The 18,834-nt window shown below is 46.5% G+C and carries 15 protein-coding genes; 3 read left to right on the forward strand and 12 right to left on the reverse strand.

All coding sequences use genetic code 11. The annotated features are described in order from the left end of the window. Positions 1-59: 59 nt before the first annotated feature. Positions 60-227 (reverse strand): hypothetical protein, encoded by a 168-nt coding sequence (locus AC1DLM_RS09175; protein ID WP_477569788.1) that lies wholly within the window; start codon positions 225-227, stop codon positions 60-62. A 90-nt stretch (positions 228-317) separates the two neighbouring features. Further along, entirely contained in the window at positions 318-776 is a 459-nt protein-coding gene (locus AC1DLM_RS09180; RefSeq protein WP_441989861.1) for a Dps family protein, read from the reverse strand. Positions 777-1,013: 237 nt separating this feature from the next. Here AC1DLM_RS09180 and mtnK point away from each other — a divergent pair, with 237 nt between their 5' ends. Together mtnK and mtnA are read left to right on the forward strand one after the other, a co-directional pair. Further along, positions 1,014-2,234, forward strand: a complete 1,221-nt coding sequence (gene mtnK, locus AC1DLM_RS09185) for an S-methyl-5-thioribose kinase (protein WP_477569789.1) — start codon at positions 1,014-1,016, stop codon at positions 2,232-2,234. After that, positions 2,231-3,307: an S-methyl-5-thioribose-1-phosphate isomerase gene (gene mtnA, locus AC1DLM_RS09190; protein ID WP_477569790.1), complete on the forward strand. Its 1,077-nt coding sequence runs from the start codon at positions 2,231-2,233 to the stop codon at positions 3,305-3,307. The genes mtnK and mtnA overlap by 4 nt, the downstream gene beginning before the upstream one ends. Positions 3,308-3,785: 478 nt before the next feature. Here mtnA and AC1DLM_RS09195 read toward each other — a convergent pair whose 3' ends face one another. Next, a complete protein-coding gene (locus tag AC1DLM_RS09195) occupies positions 3,786-4,754 on the reverse strand; it encodes a cupin domain-containing protein (protein WP_477569791.1) in 969 nt (322 codons plus the stop codon). 35 nt (positions 4,755-4,789) lie between these two features. Then, positions 4,790-5,806 (reverse strand): Gfo/Idh/MocA family protein, encoded by a 1,017-nt coding sequence (locus AC1DLM_RS09200; RefSeq protein ID WP_477569792.1) that lies wholly within the window; start codon positions 5,804-5,806, stop codon positions 4,790-4,792. Positions 5,807-6,171: 365 nt separating this feature from the next. On the opposite strand from AC1DLM_RS09200, the gene namA reads away from it, so the two are divergent. Continuing rightward, positions 6,172-7,176, forward strand: coding sequence for an NADPH dehydrogenase NamA (namA, locus tag AC1DLM_RS09205; RefSeq protein ID WP_477569793.1), 1,005 nt, complete (start codon positions 6,172-6,174; stop codon positions 7,174-7,176). 59 nt (positions 7,177-7,235) lie between these two features. Here namA and AC1DLM_RS09210 read toward each other — a convergent pair whose 3' ends face one another. The 8 genes from AC1DLM_RS09210 to AC1DLM_RS09245 form a co-directional block, all read right to left on the reverse strand. Continuing rightward, complete coding sequence (locus AC1DLM_RS09210) at positions 7,236-8,147, reverse strand: M15 family metallopeptidase (protein WP_441989867.1); 912 nt, start codon at positions 8,145-8,147, stop codon at positions 7,236-7,238. A gap of 178 nt (positions 8,148-8,325) precedes the next feature. Further along, positions 8,326-9,621, reverse strand: coding sequence for a homocysteine synthase (locus tag AC1DLM_RS09215; RefSeq protein ID WP_477569794.1), 1,296 nt, complete (start codon positions 9,619-9,621; stop codon positions 8,326-8,328). A 182-nt stretch (positions 9,622-9,803) separates the two neighbouring features. Continuing rightward, positions 9,804-10,688 carry an ABC transporter ATP-binding protein gene (locus AC1DLM_RS09220; RefSeq protein WP_441989869.1) on the reverse strand — a complete coding sequence of 295 codons (885 nt, stop codon included), beginning with the start codon at positions 10,686-10,688 and terminating at the stop codon, positions 9,804-9,806. Between the two features lie 2 nt (positions 10,689-10,690). Next, positions 10,691-13,564, reverse strand: a complete 2,874-nt coding sequence (locus AC1DLM_RS09225; RefSeq protein WP_477569795.1) for an ABC transporter permease — start codon at positions 13,562-13,564, stop codon at positions 10,691-10,693. Positions 13,565-13,629: 65 nt separating this feature from the next. Next, positions 13,630-14,670: an efflux RND transporter periplasmic adaptor subunit gene (locus AC1DLM_RS09230; RefSeq protein ID WP_477569796.1), complete on the reverse strand. Its 1,041-nt coding sequence runs from the start codon at positions 14,668-14,670 to the stop codon at positions 13,630-13,632. Further along, positions 14,660-15,349, reverse strand: a complete 690-nt coding sequence (locus AC1DLM_RS09235; RefSeq protein WP_477569797.1) for an ABC transporter ATP-binding protein — start codon at positions 15,347-15,349, stop codon at positions 14,660-14,662. Before AC1DLM_RS09235 ends, AC1DLM_RS09230 begins: the two co-directional genes overlap by 11 nt. A 156-nt stretch (positions 15,350-15,505) precedes the next feature. Then, the gene (locus AC1DLM_RS09240; protein WP_477569798.1) at positions 15,506-17,071 is read right to left on the reverse strand and encodes a response regulator; all 1,566 of its coding nucleotides are present in this window, start codon (positions 17,069-17,071) and stop codon (positions 15,506-15,508) included. A gap of 7 nt (positions 17,072-17,078) precedes the next feature. Further along, the gene (locus AC1DLM_RS09245) at positions 17,079-18,833 is read right to left on the reverse strand and encodes a sensor histidine kinase (RefSeq protein ID WP_477569799.1); all 1,755 of its coding nucleotides are present in this window, start codon (positions 18,831-18,833) and stop codon (positions 17,079-17,081) included. Position 18,834: the final 1 nt, after the last annotated feature.

An 18,834-nucleotide genomic window follows, 5' to 3' on the forward strand; every position in this document is an offset into this window, starting at 1 on the left:
GAAGATTGACATTTTTCAGGAAAAATAAAAAGGAACAGCCCTAATAATCGGCCATTCCTTTATTTCTTTACATCCTTTTCATACGTAACCTGCATTCGGGTAAACTGATCTAGATTATGTTTCATTGGATTCGGATCATGGGTGCTGTCGGGAACATCTGCCTGATACGCAAGGAGTAGGAAAATCGTGCACACAGCAATGGCGAATATGACATTCAGAATTTTCATCCATTTCACATCCTTTGAAATCGTCTGTCTCTAGGATAATGGAGTTTCATATCGTGAATGTTTGTTCAAATTAAAGATTGTGTAAATTTCTCATCCMAGGAATGATTGCAGCATCCAGCGATGCTTTTCCAAAGAAGTTTGGATCGCCAAAAGCATATCTGATGTGGTATCGTCACTCGCTTCCTCACAAATCTGCATGCCMGCCTTCAACTCTTGCGTAAGGATCGTGAAATCTTCTATAATCGCTTCAACCATTTTCGTAGCAGTTTCTGTTCCGGATGCTTCCTTTAGCGAAGAAATCTCTAAGTAGGCTTTCATCGTAGCGGCAGGTTGACCGCCAATCGCCAGTAATCGTTCAGCCAACTCATCCACATGCAGCGCAGCTTCATTGTAGAGTTCTTCAAATTTTACATGAAGCGTAAAAAATTGATTCCCTTTTACATACCAATGAAAATTATGAAGCTTAACGAACAGTAAATTCCAGTTAGAAATTTGCTTATTAAGAACAGTTTGAATGGATTGCGTTGAAACTAATGTTGCGCTCGTCATTTAAATCCTCCTTCTTTTTGCCTAAAATCGTCCTTGTACACGCTAATTTACGTTAATCACGCGGATTTTATGTAAAATAAACGACATTTCTGAAAAGTGTATTTCATGCGGAAACAATTTGTCTTATACTAGGTAAAGACAATTAATACTCAGTAAATTAGTTGGAATTAATTCCAATCACTTTAGAGGACGCTTACGAAGTCAGTTTTCTGACGAAAACATTTAGGAGGTTCATCCATGTCCACTTATCATCCGTTATCGGAAGTGCAAGCCATCGAATACGCACGCCGTATTCCGCAATTATTTCAACCAGGTTCTGATCTAGTCAGCCAAGAAATCGGGGATGGGAATTTAAACCTCGTATTTCGTATAACAGAAGCTGCTACAGGAAAAAGTATTATTTTGAAACAAGCTCTACCTTACGCCAAAGTTGTAGGGGAATCCTGGCCGCTGACGCTCGATCGTGCGCGTATTGAAAGCGAAGCATTGATCATTGAAGAAGGGCTCGTGCCAGACCTAGTCCCCCATGTGTACGCCTATGATGCAGACCTAGCGCTAACTGTGATGGAAGACTTGAGTGATCACGTGATTATGCGCAGAGGGTTGATTGAAGGTAACCAATACCCGCTTTTTGCTGAACATATTGGGCGCTTTCTAGCTAATACGTTATTCTTCACTTCAGATTTAGGCAAAAATCAACAAGAGAAAAAGATTCAACTTGGACGCTTCATCAACCCTGAACTTTGCAAAATCACGGAAGATTTGATCTTCGATGATCCATACCGTGATGCGGAAACAAACAATTTTGAAGCAGCTATCCGTGATGCAGCGGAACAACTTTGGGCAGATAATGAGCTTCACTTCGAAGTTGCGATTCTGCGCAACAAATTTTTAACTGATGCGCAAGCCCTGCTTCATGGCGATTTGCATACAGGGAGCATTTTCATCAAACCCGATTCTACGAAAGTGATTGACCCTGAATTCGCTTATTATGGCCCTATGGGCTTCGATATCGGAGCCGTTCTCGCCAATCTTTTGCTTAACTTTGCTGCGCAAGAAGGTTGGAGTAAGGATGAAGAAAGCCGTTCCGCTTTCCGTGCTTATTTAACACAAACCATTAAGGACGTGTGGACGCACTTTGAAGAAAACTTCCGCGCCCTATGGAATGAGCACGGCGTTGACCGCGTATTTACCGCTCCGGGTTTTCAAGATTATTACATGATAAACTTGCTGCGTGATACGGTCGGATTCGCAGGAGCCAAAATGGTCCGCCGCGTAGTGGGTCTTGCCCACGTCGCCGATATCGATAAAATCGAAGATGCTGCTGCAAGAGAACGCGCTCAGCGTATCGCGTTAACGATCGGCACGGCCAGCATTCGAGCTAACCGTCAGGTAACGACGATTGATGAACTAATAGCAATCGCAACACGAGCAGCAGAAAGAGGTTTTGTACTATGACGACTACGAATGATGTAAAAGATGAAGTGCAAGGTGCTTTGCAATCCTTGCGCTGGAATGGCCAGCAGCTGGATTTGTTGGATCAACGACTGCTGCCAGAGGAGATTGTTTATTTGCCGCTGGAGACACCGATTGAGGTGTGGGAAGCGATTCGGCACTTGAAGGTTCGCGGCGCACCTGCGATTGGGATCGCCGCCGCGTATGGGGTATATCTCGGCATCCGCGGCGTGGATGCTGCGGTTGATGGGCTTCTGGAAGAAGTCCAGAAGCAAGCGGATTACCTGGCGACGTCACGTCCGACAGCGGTGAACTTGTTCTGGGCGCTCGATCGCATGCGTGCGAGAGCGAGAGCTTTGGCATCCGAGGGCGTGAGCCCGGATGCGTTCAAGGCTGCGCTTCTGACAGAAGCGCAAGTGATTCAGGCGGAGGACGAAGACACTAACCGCCGTATTGGCGAACATGCGCTCACGCTGTTCGAGGATGGGTTCGGCGTGCTGACGCACTGCAACGCCGGCGGTTTAGCTACCGCCAAGTACGGCACGGCGCTAGCGCCGTTCTACTTGGCGAAGGAGCAAGGGCTGAACATCAAAGTGTTCGCCGATGAAACACGCCCCGTGCTGCAAGGCGCGCGGCTCACGGCTTTTGAACTGCAGCAGGCAGGCGTAGACGTCACGCTGATCTGTGACAACATGGCCGGCGCAGTCATGGCGAAGGGCTGGATTCAAGCGGTCATCGTCGGAACGGACCGTGTTGCGGCGAACGGCGATGTAGCCAACAAAATCGGCACCTACAGCGTAGCTGTGCTGGCGAAGGCGCATGGCATCCCGTTCTATGTGGCTAGTCCATTGTCGACGATCGACTTGAACACGCCGACTGGCGGCGATATTCCGATCGAGGAGCGCCATGAGGACGAGATCACGCAAGGATTTGGCAAACGCACAGCACCTGTTGGTGTGAAAGTGTTCAATCCGGCGTTTGATGTGACGCCAAACGAGTATGTAACCGCGATTATCACGGAAAAAGGTATCGTTCAGGCACCTTATGGCGAAAACCTGCGTAAACTTTTCGAATAGATCTTGTTGGGATGAAGTTTAAATGGAAAAACTCCAGTTAAATTCATCAACTTCAGCTTAAATCTAAGTTTAGATGGAAAAACTCCAGTTAAATTCCGGCTATCTGCTTCTTTTGCGGAGAAAGCCTGAAAATAGCTGGAGTTTTTCCAGTTATTCGGCTGAAAGTGCGAAATTGGCATGAAATAGCTGTATGTTTTCCAGTTAGTAGGGTGCTAGCGTGCGGCGGCTAATTGGTGGGTTGCGGAGGCTGATTTGTGTGGTGGTTGGAGTAGCTAGGGGTTCAACGTGATTGAGCTGCTGGGTGCTTATTTGCTGATGTACTAACTGCTGTTTTGAGGTGGTTGGAGTAGCTAGAGGGTCGTTGAGAATGAGGTACTGGATGTACTAGATTGCTAATGTGCAGGAGTGAATGACTAAATTACCAAACAGAGCTGTCCAGAAGTAGATTCTCTACTTTACGGACAGCTCTGTTTGGGGTTTACATCGTGCTCGCGTGTTGAAGCATTGTATTCTCGCGGTAGGCATTAGGCGTTGTGCCGTGCGCCTTCTTGAACACGTAGTGCAAGTAATTGCTGGACGTGAAGCCGCTGCGCTCGGCAATTTTCTCAAGCGTCAGCGTGGTTTGCTGTAGCTCGCTGCATACGAATTTAAGACGAATTTGCTCCAAGTATTCGCTAAAGGAAACATTAGCTTTCTCCTTGAAAATCCGTTGAAGCTGTCTAGAACTAATCTGCACACGTTCAGCCACCCCCTCCAAGGTCAGAGGACGACGGAAGTTGTCCGTAATGAATTGAACCGCCATCTGATAGCGATAGTTCTTCATATCACGGGCTGGCAGATTAACGCCCTGCTGTTCCGGTTTATATGCACTAACGGTTCTTAACAGCATCTGGATGATGGACTGTTTAATAACGGTGTACTGACCTAACTGGTTGTTCCGCCAAGCTTCATAAGCGACAAGGAAGCATTTCATCGCTTCATGGCGATCCACTGCAGGCGTATGGGGCAGCTCACTAAGCTGTCCGATGCACGCTTCAGCTTCTGCCATCTCCCATTCCTCTCCCCAACCAGAGGAGGACATCGCGGAGGTTCCTGCTTCTTCCTGAACCGATAGTTTCACAATATCCACGTGGAGACATAGTTCGCCCATCGCTTCATGCTCATCCGCTTCTTGCCGATGAATGACACCAGGTGCCGTGACGTAGAGCAGTCCTTCATGGAGTGGATGGGTAATCCCATCTAGAATTACTCTTCCTTTGCCGCAAGGGATATAGTGAATCTCGTATTCGGAATGTTGATGATAATTTACGATGGCTCCAGCTGGAAAGGAAGTCAGATGACAACGCAATACTCGAATTCCGTAAGCTCCCCAACGGAAGCTTAATTCCAGACGATCTAACGCCATCGGATTTTCTAGCATAGGTTCGAAGTAAAAGGGTTGACTCATAGGGGAAACACCGCTTCCTTTCCAGATGGTGAGGATTAGTTTGCCAGAGAATCCAATCGAACTTGGCTTTTGCTAGCCACGGATAGATTGGAAGCTTCCATTAGCTTCGTTAAGTCTACAGCCAATCCGATATTTTCGGTGGCTTTGGTACCATTTTGAATATGTGCTACCCATTGATCAAACGCTGTTGGCTTTGCCTCCGGTATAGATTCGTAAGCCACCCATTGTCCAGTCGCTTCTTCCAGCTTGTTCGTGCGCAGCATGACACGGCCATCTTGCTCTGAGTATAGTACGCTGCCTGCCGTGCCATGTACTTCAATAACGAAAGGCGAGAAAGCATTCACAAAGCCTGCTTCAACGATACCCAACGCACCATTCTCATATTGGAGCAATGATACGGCATTATCTTCAACTTCTCTTCCCGTCACATAGCCATAAGAAGCGCTTACAGCGACTGGTAGACCTAGCAATAGACGATTGAGATACATCGGATGACAGCCAAGATCGATGAGTGCTCCGCCACCACATTGCTCGGCATTATAGAAATGCTGCGGAAGCCAGCCATTCGGATTCGCTGTAGTCGAAATTCCGCCATTATGAGAGAGTCGTGTACGCACAAGCGTGATTTGACCTAATAACTCTTTAGCAACGATATCTTGAATAGCGAGTGTTGATGGTGAATTCAAACGCGGTAAGGAGACCGTTAAGGTCACGCCTGCTTCCTCAACTGCTGCGAGGATCTCGTTCACTTCGTGTAGCGTAGGAGCAATGACTTTCTCTGTAAAAATATGTTTACCTGCCCGTGCAGCAGCGATGATGACATCTCGGTGAAGGTTGGTTGGCGTATCTACAACAACGGCTTCGATTTCTGGATTGGCCAGTAACTCTTCAAGGCTTGCGTAGAAGGCCACACCTCGTGTTTCAGCTTCTTGCTGTCCTCTTTCTGCAATCTCGTCCCAAATCGCAACGATCTCTGTATCCGGGTGCTCGTTTACCTGTTTCGCATAATCCTTTGCATGTACATGCCAGAAACTCAACATTGCTACTTTCATCCTAAATGACCTCCAAATAAGTGACTTGGGTTCATTGTATCAYGGGCATGAAAGCGGATAAATTTCGAATTCGTGACAGATGAAGGTGCAAAATTACGACATACATAGTTTTATTATCTTACACGAAGATTAGGATAGAATGTCTAGTACGTCAAGCTTTTTTAATGAAAAAAACTTCTATCGAAGTCCTTCAAGGATGAGCGACCGCGTTTCAAAGGTTGTTTTTATCGCCAATAAGAATTTGTTTTTCCATGTACCGGAAACCAATAAATTCTTATGTGGTCAGAAACTTAAAGTTGATAATTCCAACTGGAATAGTATACAATTAAATAATTATTTCTATCCTTGTAAGGAGTTGATTATGCATGTTATTTACACCCTACACCATTGCCGGCATAACCTTGAAGAACCGTATCGTCATGTCACCTATGTGTATGTATGCATCGGATGAATCCGGTGAAATCAAGGATTGGCATCATATTCATTACGCCTCACGGGCCGTTGGCCAAGTGGGACTACTTATATTTGAAGCTACAGCAGTCACTGCACAAGGACGGATTTCAACGCGGGATTTAGGAATCTGGGAGGACGCTCATATTGATGGCTTAAAGCGTGTTGTCACGTCCATCCATCATCATGGCTCTCATGCAGGCATTCAGCTCGCCCACGCAGGCAGAAAAGCCGTCCTGGATACGGCCATTATAGCCCCATCTGCCATCMCTTTCTCAGATACGTTCAAAACACCTGAGGAAGCAACACTCACGGACATTCAGGATACGATCAAAGCATTCGCTGATGCAGCTGATCGTGCCAAGCAAGCGGGTTTTGACGTTATTGAAATACATGCGGCGCATGGCTATCTCATTAATGAATTCCTATCCCCCTATTCGAATCATCGTCAAGATGTGTACGGTGGTGATCAAGAGGGACGATTCCGCTTCTTGCGTGAAACGGTTCAGGCTATTCAAACCCGGTGGGATGGTCCCCTATTTGTCCGTATCTCGGCCCATGAGTATGTAGAAGGCGGACTTACACCGCAGGATCATGTCTATTTCGCGACTCAACTCAAAGAACTTGGCGTCCATCTGATTGATGTCAGCTCCGGCGGCAATGCACCGATCGTTCCGCACTTTTTCCCAGGCTACCAAGTGCCTTTCGCCGAAGAAATTCGTACCAAAGCTGAGATTCCTGTTGGTGCCGTCGGGCTTATCACGGAACCACAGCAAGCGGAAGAGATTCTTCAGAATCACCGTGCCGATCTTATTTTTCTAGGTAGAGTGCTGTTACGAGATCCTTACTGGGCAAGATCAGCCGCCCGTGACTTACGTGTCGAGCTTGCTCCACCAGGACCTTATCAACGAGGATGGTAAAACCAAAGCCAAAACCCCACTTGGACTACAAAAGTCCAGGTGGGGTTTTGAGCCTACATTTATTTCGAAACTGGAACGGTATGGTAATATTCTTCCATCGTCAAGTTCTTCGACTGGATTTCATTTGCAATGTCTGCTCCCACATATCGCAAATGCCATGGCTCATATTGATAGCCTGTAATTGCTGCTTTTCCCTGTGGGTAGCGGATAATAAAACCATACTCACCCGCGTGCTTCTCTAACCAAATTGCTTCTTTCGTTCCACCAAAGCAATCCGCAGCTGCACATTTCCCATTGCTGCCGGTAACATCGATGGCAAGCCCTGTTTCATGCTCACTAGTTCCAGGTACCGCGCTGTAGGTTTTGGCTTTTTCTTCGCCATCCTTTTTGACGTAACTATCAAATAGGGCTTTCTGTGTGGCATACGAACGGTACGCAGAAACACCTGCTAACGGAACACCATCTTTTGCCGCTCCAGCGAATAGCTTCTCTATAGCAGTTGCTGCGACTTGGCGCATTTTCCGCTTATCAATTTTTTCGCTAAATGTAAATGCAATGTTCGGATAGACAAGATCTGTCGGCTCATAGCTGGAAGGCAACGCGTTCTGCTTATTGACCAGAGCTGTAATACTTTCCGGTTTAGCAATTACCTGAACCGCGCCATTCTTAGGTGGTGTATGACTTGCCGCGGGTGAAGCCGCTGGACTAGACGATGGTTTCGCAGTAGCAGTAGCTGCAACCGTTGACGAAGCCGTCGGTGTTGTCGTCGGTGTCGCTCCAACACTTGGTGAAACCGTTGGTTCTGTCGTTGCACCACCTGTTATTGTTGTTGGCAAAGGCGAAACCGTAGATATGACATCACTTTTATTGCCGCAACCTGCCACAATAGTTAATGCCATTAGGATGGCGATCGATATGTTCATTTTAGTTTTCGTTTTGTTAACCATGTTGTCTTTCCATTTCCCTTTCATTTCTTGTCTTCATGCCTCCTAGAAGTTCTATATGCTTTTCAAAGTAATAGACAGCTATTTAATTAAAAAAGTTTCATACCTGACGATCATTCATTCAACTTAAAAAGGCTGCATTTAGGTTGAGCTCCTAAATCGCAGCCTTCTCATATTTTATGCGGAACGGGTTAACGTTTCAAGTTTACTTTTGACTAGCATTGATCGCTTGTTCCAAATCATAAATAATATCTTCAATCGCTTCTGTTCCAACGGATAGACGAATAAGTCCAGGAGATACACCAGCTGATGCTTGTTCCTGCTCATTTAATTGCGAATGTGTCGTGCTTGCAGGATGAATAATTAAGGATTTGGAATCTCCCACATTGGCCAAATGAGAGAATAGCTCTACAGCATGTATCAGCTTTTTGCCCGCTTCGATGCCGCCTTTAATACCAAAGCTMAATATTGCGCCTTGACCCTTCGGTAAGTATTTCTTAGCCAGTGAATACGACGGGTKGCTTTCTAAACCAGCATAGCTTACCCACTCCACGGACTCATGTGCTTCTAAATATTGAGCTACCTTCAACGCATTGGAGCTGTGACGCTCAAGACGAAGATGCAGCGTTTCTAAGCCTTGTAATAATAAGAATGAACTATTCGGGGATAGGGATGCTCCCAAATCTCGTAATAATTGCACGCGTGCCTTGATAATATAGGCAATCGGACCGACCGCTTCCGTATATACAACACCATTATAACTCGGGTCTGGTGTCGTCAAACCTGGGAATTTGCCGCTTGCTGCCCAATCGAACTTCCCTCCGTCAACAATAACCCCACCGATCGTCGTACCGTGACCTCCGATAAACTTGGTCGCAGAGTGCACCACAATATCGGCGCCATGCTCAATCGGTCTAAGCAGGTACGGACTTGGGAACGTATTATCTACGATAAGCGGAATACCATTTTCATGTGCAATCGCCGCTACAGCTTCAATGTCCAAGACATCCCCTTTGGGATTGCCAATGGATTCGGCATAGATGGCTTTCGTTTTCTCCGTAATCGCAGCTCGGAAATTATCAGGATTACTAGCATCAACGAACTTCACTTTAATCCCTAATTTAGGCAATGTATTGGCAAATAAATTATAAGTCCMGCCATATAAAGCCGAAGCAGATACGATTTCATCACCAACTTCAGCAATGTTCAGAATCGAAAATGTGATGGCTGCTTGACCGGACGCCACCGCAAGCGCGGCAGGTGCACCTTCTAGTGCAGCAATACGTTGTTCAAATACATCTGTCGTTGGATTCATAATCCGTGTATAGATATTGCCAAATTCCTTCAGTGCAAATAAATTCGCAGCATGCTCGGTGTCGTTGAACACATAGGACGTCGTTTGATAGATAGGAACCGCTCGTGAATTAGTCGTGGGGTCAACCTTTTGACCTGCGTGAATCGCTAGTGTTTCTGGTAAATGTTTACGTTCCGAATTTGACATGAACATGCCTCCTAGGATAATGAGTGATTCAATGTGGGATCCACCAAAGAAATAATACTATAATAATTCCTACTAAAATAGTATGATATAAGTTTAAAGGAATAATCTACCTAAAGTCAACACAAGAATTTCCAATAGGGAAAAGCCCGCAATCGAAACGAATTTCGATTACGGGCTTTTCCTCACGTTTTGTCCTGAGGGAGTAGTATAATGCGTCCATTTTCCATTTCTACACGCATTTTATTCGTCCCCGCAGCACCAATGGATTCCAGATAATTGGCCGGAATTTGCAATCTGCCCGCTTTGTCGACGACTGCATATTCAACATGGGAATCTTCTTCCGACGAAATAATCCCCTGCTCCAGCTCCAGCAATTCTTCCTGATACGATTTGCGTCGAAGTATCTCAGAGGAAGTTTTGCCATCACGAATCGCAACGACACGGTCTACCTTCTTCGCCAGATGAGGATCGTGCGTAACGATCACGACGGTCAGACCGAAGTTGCGATTCAGCTCTCGAAACAGATCAAGGATCTGATTCGCCATCTTCGTATCGACAGATCCGGTCGGTTCGTCCGCCAGCAAAAGCCTAGGCTGATTGGCCAGTGCAATCGCGATCGCGACGCGTTGCTGCTCACCACCAGACAGCTCATTAAGTTTGTTATTTCTACGATGGCTCAAGCCTACAGCATCCAATAAATCCAGCGCACGATAGCGTTTGCGTCGCCCCTGCAGCAGAATGGGCAATTCTACATTCTCCAATGCCGTCAAATAGGGAATCAGGTTACGGGCATTATTTTGCCATACGAAGCCAACAGTTTCGCGCTTATATTTGACCAAATCGGACTCTTTAAACTTCAATAAATCTTTCCCATCCACACTCAGATTGCCAGCCGAAGGTCGATCCAGCCCTCCCAGCATGTTGAGCAGCGTTGATTTCCCACTGCCGCTATTGCCGATAATGGCCATCAACTCCCCTTCTTGAATATGAAGGTCAAGGCCTTGCAGCGCAACAACTTCAAGATCTGCTGCCTTATAAATTTTAACTAAATTCTCACAATGAATCATACCTAATCCTCCCCAAGCTTAACAGCTTGATGAATCTTAATTCTGGAGAGCATCGTGCCGAGCAGCAGCAATCCAAGCCCAATCATGATCGTAACGATCAAATATAAGTGAAGCTGATCTTTCGGTTCAAAGCTGACTTGAAAAGGTGGCACTTGGCTTGACGAATCGAACGTTAACTGGAATAAAGGAACGAATAAGCGGCTAGCCACGTTCCCTGTAATCATACCAATCAGCACGCCTGCCCCCGACGTTAGAAGCTGCTCGGCGACTAGCATTCCGATCAATTGTCTATAGGAAATTCCCATTGCACGAAGCACACCAAATTGTAAGATCTGGCCATACAACGAGAGTACCCAGTACAAAAGAAATCCAATGAAGCTGATGCCAATCGCGATCAGGAATCCAAGCGTCATAACACCATTCACTGCCAGTTGGAAGGGATCGTTCTTCGACCGAATCACCATCATATTCGTATCCACTAGGCGTGTGACTGAGATGCGCTTCTGCTCCAATGCTTCATATAAGGCTTGACTGGTCATTCCCGGCTTCAGCTTTAGCCACACATCATAAGGCTCTACAGCTAAATTATTTTGGATATAAGAGAGATGGCCAATGACGAGTTTAGGTGCATTTGTTTTGCTTCCTGAACTCGATGTGGCCGTTAAGATCGGATTCGGATTCCAGCTAGGCCAATAATCAATGATGCCATAGATCACCGATGTAGCGCCTTCCACATCATTCCAGCCGATTCGAATGACATCTCCCACTTTGGCTCCCGTTTCCTCGGCGATGGACCTAGAGATCAGCACTGCTTTGGAATCCGTGGCCAAGACGTTCAGGTAATCATAGAAATGATGATCTAACAAATGATCACGGAACCAGGCTGTATGGCCGAAATCATCGGTATCAATCCCCATGAGTGCCGTTTTTTTCGTATCTTTGCCAATGGAAATATAGGCATCTTCTTTCTTAAATACCCTTGCCGCTGACTCTACACCGGTCAATTGTGCGAACGGCATGAACGGAGGTTCTACGTATTGGACGCGTTTCTTCCCCCCGCCTTCGCTGCCTTGCGGTTTCACTTCACTCTCGATTCCTGGCGGACCAGACTGTGGAGGAGGCGCATCATTATCCCATGCGGTTTGCAGGACGATGTCCGATCCATTCTTATACTGAATTTTCTCTTCCACATTCTTATTCATCGTTCTCGCTGCGCTCGCGCTAAAAATACCCGTAGCCAATGTCATAATAATAAATAACATGATGAATTGATACTGGGTGGTTGATCTCCCCACTTGCAACAACGTTGAATATAAGTAGGGCGGCCACCATTTTCGACCGACTGCATAGATCAGTTTAATGACCCAAGGATAGATCCTGAGCAGGAAGAGCCCCATAGCGAATATGAAAAAGGCGGGGACGACGAATAAAAGTGGATCAACCTTCATGTCCAGAGAATCTAACCCTAGAGCTACCAAATCATCCATCCGTCGCTTAAAGCTTTGCAAGAGATACATGGAAACAGCCAATAAGACGACGTCTAGATATATTTTATGGACAAATGATAGCTTATTCTTCCTCGCGAGTGTTTGTTTATGACCCACTATGCTCACTCGTGTCGCGAGTACGGCGGGAATGAGCACCATACCAACCGATGCAATTACTGCAATCAACCCGTATTGGTACGCCTCTTGACCTAGCTTTACTTCAATGGCTGCACGTTGGACGAACGACAGAAAGCCATTCGAAGCCCCCAAGACTTTCGTTAATTGCAGCCCTACAAAAGGACCGATTAACAGAGCAACTCCACCTAGTAGTATACCTTCGATCACATACCCAATCATGATCTGAGCTCGGCTTGCACCTCGGCTTCGCAGCACGGCGATTTCTGTTTTCTGCCGATCGGTAATCAAATTCGCAACCATAAATAAATAGAAAGCAAGTAAAATACAAACGGGCACATTCAATGACCATAACAGGATACGGAGCTTCTTCTCTTTCTCTCCATAGGATTGCAAAGTGAGTACCGTTGTATTACTGGATGTATACGTTTCTAAATTTCGACTAAAATAGTCATCCATTTCCTTCTGAATCGCGATAAAGGTGTTAATACCCTCTAACTTCAATTGATGATAATCCAAGACGATACTCCACTGTGAAAACTGATCCATAAAAGTATTGCTTTTCGTAAAATCTTGTTCAAATAAGGTAGATGGAATGAAAAATCTTGAATCCAAATCCTTCAACGTATTCGACCAATATATATCTGTGAAATCTGCCCGATCAATCACGGCAACCGGCTTAATTCGAATACTTTGCTTCAAATCATTGTCCACGACCGTGACTTCATTGCCTAATACGATTTTCTGCTTCGTCAACAACTCTGAAAATACCCAGGCCTCATAAACGCCGTTCACGAGCTTTGTGGAAGGCATAACGCCATCAACAAGACGAATATGTTTTTCCAAATCAGTCATGGCAGCGATTTCGCCATACCTGTCTACTTTGGGATCTAATTTACTTGGATCGCTAGGTGTAAGTTTAAACGTCTTCGTGGCCCGGATTATCGTAGAAAGCAGAATGGGCAAATCAAAGCGTTTACTCATATCGGTCATGAGCGCATCGGTCTCTGATAATCGTTTATCGCCTTCTTTGGATTTGGCAAAGTAAGCTTGGTTAGCTACAAGTCCTGGATACTTCTGTGTATTCGTTTGTTGAACTTCCAAGTCTTTGATCAACATACGTTGCAAAATGGCATGCGTATAAATCGGCATGGAGCTCGCAAGGGCGACAGAAATAATTAACCCTAGTAATAAACTTAGCTCTAACCAACGGTTCTTTGCCATTTTGCGGAGAATCATCAGTAATAAAGCCATTGTAATCCTCCTAAAAGTTTTGCTTTAGCAAAACTAGCATCGTGAGCATTTATCCTTCAAGTGTACTAATTATTTAAAATGACGTTCTGGCCCTCCGTTAGCCCTGTTCGGATTTCTACTTCCGTAGCGGAGACAAGCCCCTTCTCAACATCGACTTCTTTGCGGCTCTCGCCATTCAGCACTTGCACATAATCTCGACCTAGATAGGAACGGAGACCTGTTCTTGGAATAATAAGGATGTTATCACGTTTCTCTACGATGATCGTCATATCTCCAGATGCCCCGATCTCTGCGCCAGCTGTGCCTTCTGGAATCCCTACTATGATCGTTTTGGCATTTCTATCAGCTATCTGCTTATTATCGCTCCGTGGAGCACTTGAAGGGGTCTGAAGCACTTTACCTGGCACCACACTTCCATTAGATCCAAACTTCACTTCCACGTTCATCCCCACTTCAATTCCTGTAAGCGTTCCACTGTCCGGTGCTTCATAAAATAACTGCAGCTTACTCGGATCTGACACAACGACTAGCGTGCTGTAAGCATCCACCATATTTCCTTGTTGTGCTTCCGTCACGTAGGTAACGATGCCTCCGGCTTCAGCTATTAGTTTTGTTTTCGCCAATTCAGTTTGTAGATTGGTTAGCTGCAGCTGCGCTGCTTCCACATCGATAGCCTTAAGACGAATAGACCACTCTTGGTCAGACGAAGTCGAGGTCATCTTAACTTGTGTATAAGCGATCTGAGCCTTCTCCAGATTTAACTTCTGCAAGGCAATTTTCGTTTCTAAATCACCCTGCTCTAGTTCTGCAAGCACATCCCCCTGCTTCACGATATCCCCCGATTTGACACGTAATCCAGCAAGTCGGTGACCCGATTCTTTAAAAAAATAATTAGTCGTTCTGCTCGATCTTAGTGTCGCCATCGCACTGACTTTCCTCGTAATGGAGCCTTTCTTCACTTCATACAGCTCAAAGTTTTCTTTGACTGGCTTCACCAGAGGCGGCTTCAACGCTTCTTCTTCTTTGGGCAGCAACGAGCAGCCAGCAAGTATGAAAAGGGCACCTGATAGCATCACAAGCCTTGATGCGATTTTATTAACMTTCATCGACAATGGAACCATCCTCCAATGCATAAACTTCATCTACAATTTCCATAATCGCCAAATCATGCGTGGTCAAAATTATGGTCATCCCTTCCTTCACTAAATCCTTGAATAGTTTGAGAATCTGAAGCCCCATTCGGCTATCTAACTCCGCCGTAGGCTCATCTGCCAGAATCAGCTTAGGCTTATGAGCAATCGCTCTTGCTATGGCAACTCGCTGTTGTTCTCCGCCAGATAGTTCATAGGGTCGATGTTTCATTCTCGCCTTTAACCCCACGAATTGCAGTGCCTCTTCAGCAAGCGTCCTGTATTGACTGGGAGGTACACCCGATATACGCAGACCAAACTCAACATTTTCGTAAGCGGACATATACGGCACTAAGGCAAACGATTGGAAAATAAGCCCGATTTGCTTCCGTCTAAGTTCATTTCGCTTGGATTCAGAGAGTGTGCTGATCTCCATCCCTTCCAAGTAAACGGCACCTTCGGACGGATGATCCAATGCGCCTATGATGTTAAGTAACGTTGTTTTCCCTGAACCGGATCTTCCACGCAAGGCTACGAGTCTGCCTCTGGGAATCGAGAGATTCGCTCCGCGCAAGGCATGAACCGAACCGGACCCCTTTCCAAATACACGTGTTACACCAATGGCTTGCACCATAGGAACCTGATTGTCCTGCATAGTCAAAGTGAACACCTCATCTTTATGCTAATCCTGCATCTTCTCTATAAATGTAAACCTTTACATAACAAATAAACAGACTGCCTTTGTTGGAAAAGGTGTCTGTTTGTTCGTTTTTGTTAGTCCATACTAACTAAGGGGACATATCGTAATGGTTTAATTCGGCTTCTCGAACTCTTTCGGTGAACAACCGACAACACGCTTGAACGTTTTGGCAAATGTTTTGGCATCAGGAAAGCCTACGGCGTCCGCTACTTCATATACTTTCATTTCGCCCGCACGCAGCCTCCGCTTCGCTTCTTCCATTCGAATTCGAGTCAGCGTTTCACTCAGAGATTCTCCGATTTCCTTACTATATAAATCACTTAAATAGCTGCGGCTAAGCCTGACATGATCAGCCATATCCGACGTACTGATCGGTGAGGCATAATTCTCTCGCATATACGTGAGTACCTTCCGGATAAATGGATTGTTCGAGCGATGCTTCTGATCATGACCGAGAGTTTGCTGATGCTCACTGAGCATGCACATCGCTTGTATGAGAAGCTCCTGCACCTGTTCAAAGCTGGCGCATGGATGAACTTTGTTATGCACGAACATTTCTTCATAGCGTTCAATCTCCGCATAGCCGCGTTCACGAGCATAACCCGCGGCTAGCGCAAGCAGCTCTTGGATAAAAGACAGCACCCGCTCCTTCTCTGGGCGCTGCTCCCTCAGTCTCGCGCAGAGAACGTCCGCGTGATGCAGATACCCCTCGCTGTTATCGTGCACGATACAGCGCAGCAGGTCGCTGCGTATGTCATACGGCAGCGCTGTGGTTGGCTTGCTTGCGGCCTCCGGCGCAAGCACAATTCGGCGATTCCGGCTCATGCCGTAGAATCGCTCGTGCAGCTGCTGCGCGTGAAGCGCCGCAGCAGGCTGCACATCTTGGAGCCGGCGGAGGACGACGCCGGCTCCGATGAACCAGTCCGGCGCGTCTGCGAGCCGGACCTGCGCAGCGCGCTCGAGCGCTGCGGCAGCGGCGAAGGCGCCGCCGTCTGTGGCTGCTGCTGCCGGCATGAGCAGCAGCACGCTGTCCGCGGCCAGCGGCAGCGCCGCGAGGCAGCCGGTCCAGCGCCAGCCCATGGCAGCAGCGCTGGCACCGGTGTGTAGCAGCAGGCTGACTAGGCTGCTAGCTGCTGCACCTGCACTTGAGCTGCCTGCTGCTGCGCCGAACAGTTCAGCCTGCAGCTCTGCTTCGCCCACTCCCGACTGCAGATAGGCCTGCAGTCGGGTGGATAGCTGCATCTGCAGGGTGGAGGCAAGCTCCAGCTCTCGCAGCCCCTGCTCCCTTCGCTCATTTCGCTGTATTTCCAGATCGCGCTTAACGCCAACCAAGATGTCCATTAACGACTCGGGCTCCATCGTTGGTTTCAGAATATAGTCTTTGGCTCCCAGCTTCATCGCTTCTTTGACATAAGTGAAGTCATCCATACAGCTCAGGACAACGCTGCTGATCGGTCTTGAACATTCTTTGAGCTTTCGGATTAAGGCTAAGCCATCCATTCGAGGCATAATGAGATCAGTTATGACGATATCGATATGTAAGGCATCTATAAGCTCATATGCTTCCATGCCATCCTCTGCATCACCCGCATAAGTAAAGCCAAAATGTTCCCAATCTACCAGCTCTCGCAAACCTTGCCGAATGATAGGTTCATCATCCACCACAAGCACATTCATGTACGCTTCACTCCTCACCTTGATGAATGGGAAGAAACATGCGAACCGTGGTTCCTTCTCCGGGTTTACTGCTAATATGCATTTTGTACTCGGGTCCATAGATCAGCTTTATTTTCTCTCGAATATGTGAAATCCCCACACCGCTCATGCGCTCCTTCAGCATACGATCAGCCTGCGCACCTCCAGTTCCAGTTGCAGCCATCGCATTCCACGCTGAGTCGCCCTCTTCGACCTGCATGCCAACCCCATTATCTTCCACTTGGCAAAATAATAGATCACGATCTAACCATGTCCGAATCGTAATCATGCCTTCACGCTTGGTTGGACCAATGCCATGAATGATCGCGTTCTCCACCAACGGTTGTAAGAGCATCCTGGGAACTAAACAACCTAATGTGATGTTATCTACTTGCATATCCATCTGAATGCGGTCCCCGTAACGAAATCGTTGAATTTCCATGTAATCATGCGTTAAACCAATTTCATCACGTAAAGTGATAAAGTCCCCTTTTTTACCTAAGCTAGCTTGCAAAAGGCGAACTAACGCGCTAACTACCTCTGAGATCTGAGGTGTCTTATGGATTTTGGCCACCCATTTGATCGTATTCAATGTATTGTAAAGAAAGTGGGGATTCAATTGATAATGGAGTGCTTCCATTTCCGCTTCTTTCTTCAGGGATTCCTCCCGCTTCACCTGCCTAATTGAATCTTCCAATCGATTCAACATCTGATTGTAGCTCTCGCCTACTTGCGTCCAGTCATCCGAACTTTTGAACGTCCAATAAGCCCTCAGATCGCCTCGCTCTGCACGATTCATTAATGCTTTCAGAACATAAAGCGGCTTCGTCACAGTGTTGATAAAGAGGAGCAACCCACCTAGGCTAAGTGCGATTACGAAAGTGATGAGGGCGATGAGCCAAGTACGGTAATTAGGAAATACATCTAGAAGGCCTACTGGCATAGGAGCTTCATAATACGATAACCACGGAATATTTCCGGTTACCTCCATTTGTTTCACTGAATGAATCATCTTCCCATCCCTATACACGCTGTCAACTGGTGTGCCTGCTCCTTGCAGCAAATCCCCAGTGTAAACACCTTCTCGATACAGCACCCGTTGATCTGGATCCATCAATACATAGGTATGTGTTGGACTCTTTACTGTGAACTCCTTCCAAACCTTGTTCATATTCATCCAAACTGTAAGCTTACCAAGTTCTTGCGTACTTGAACTGTCTATAATTGACTCCGAATAGGTCATTAGATAGGCGTTATTACGACTTGATTCTTCTCCTAACGGCTCAAAACGTTTGTTCGTACGTTTCACTTGTGCAACGAATGCTCCATCCGTTTCCCCAGTATGCGCACATAACGTTCTATTGGTTGACTGAACGGTCAGACATGCCTGCTCGATATAACGTGTATGCATCGTTTGCTCGGATAACAAGTTATTCACATAGGTACTCAGTTCTTTGGCAGCCTGTGAAGAAACATCGTTGAGTTTCGTATAAGAAATTAGGCCGTAGTCCGCTGCGTGTCGATGTGCCATCTCCGCTGTATAGCGTAATTCTTGCTGTAATCCTGTGATAATTTGATCATGTTGTACGTCCACGGCATGCATGACCGTTTTGTCCATGTAAGATGTGAACTGCTGATAGCCCACATACAGCACAAGTCCTAGTGGCAAGGAAACCGCCAGAAATACATAGAGAAACACACGAAGTTGGAATCGATTCGTGAGGTGAGAGAACAACGATGGCATA

The organism is Paenibacillus sp. 01T442, assembly GCF_056398345.1.

Bases quoted from the DNA above. Each gene is read 5' to 3' on its own strand.
- mtnK (WP_477569789.1), top strand. From the start codon at position 1,014: ATGTCCACTTATCATCCGTTATCGGAAGTGCAAGCCATCGAATACGCA.
- AC1DLM_RS09210 (WP_441989867.1), bottom strand. From the start codon at position 8,147: ATGAAAGGGAAATGGAAAGACAACATGGTTAACAAAACGAAAACTAAA.
- AC1DLM_RS09225 (WP_477569795.1), bottom strand. From the start codon at position 13,564: ATGGCTTTATTACTGATGATTCTCCGCAAAATGGCAAAGAACCGTTGG.
- AC1DLM_RS09200 (WP_477569792.1), bottom strand. From the start codon at position 5,806: ATGAAAGTAGCAATGTTGAGTTTCTGGCATGTACATGCAAAGGATTAT.
- AC1DLM_RS09195 (WP_477569791.1), bottom strand. From the start codon at position 4,754: ATGAGTCAACCCTTTTACTTCGAACCTATGCTAGAAAATCCGATGGCG.
- AC1DLM_RS09245 (WP_477569799.1), bottom strand. From the start codon at position 18,833: ATGCCATCGTTGTTCTCTCACCTCACGAATCGATTCCAACTTCGTGTG.
- mtnA (WP_477569790.1), top strand. From the start codon at position 2,231: ATGACGACTACGAATGATGTAAAAGATGAAGTGCAAGGTGCTTTGCAA.
- AC1DLM_RS09240 (WP_477569798.1), bottom strand. From the start codon at position 17,071: ATGAATGTGCTTGTGGTGGATGATGAACCTATCATTCGGCAAGGTTTG.
- AC1DLM_RS09220 (WP_441989869.1), bottom strand. From the start codon at position 10,688: ATGATTCATTGTGAGAATTTAGTTAAAATTTATAAGGCAGCAGATCTT.
- AC1DLM_RS09175 (WP_477569788.1), bottom strand. From the start codon at position 227: ATGAAAATTCTGAATGTCATATTCGCCATTGCTGTGTGCACGATTTTC.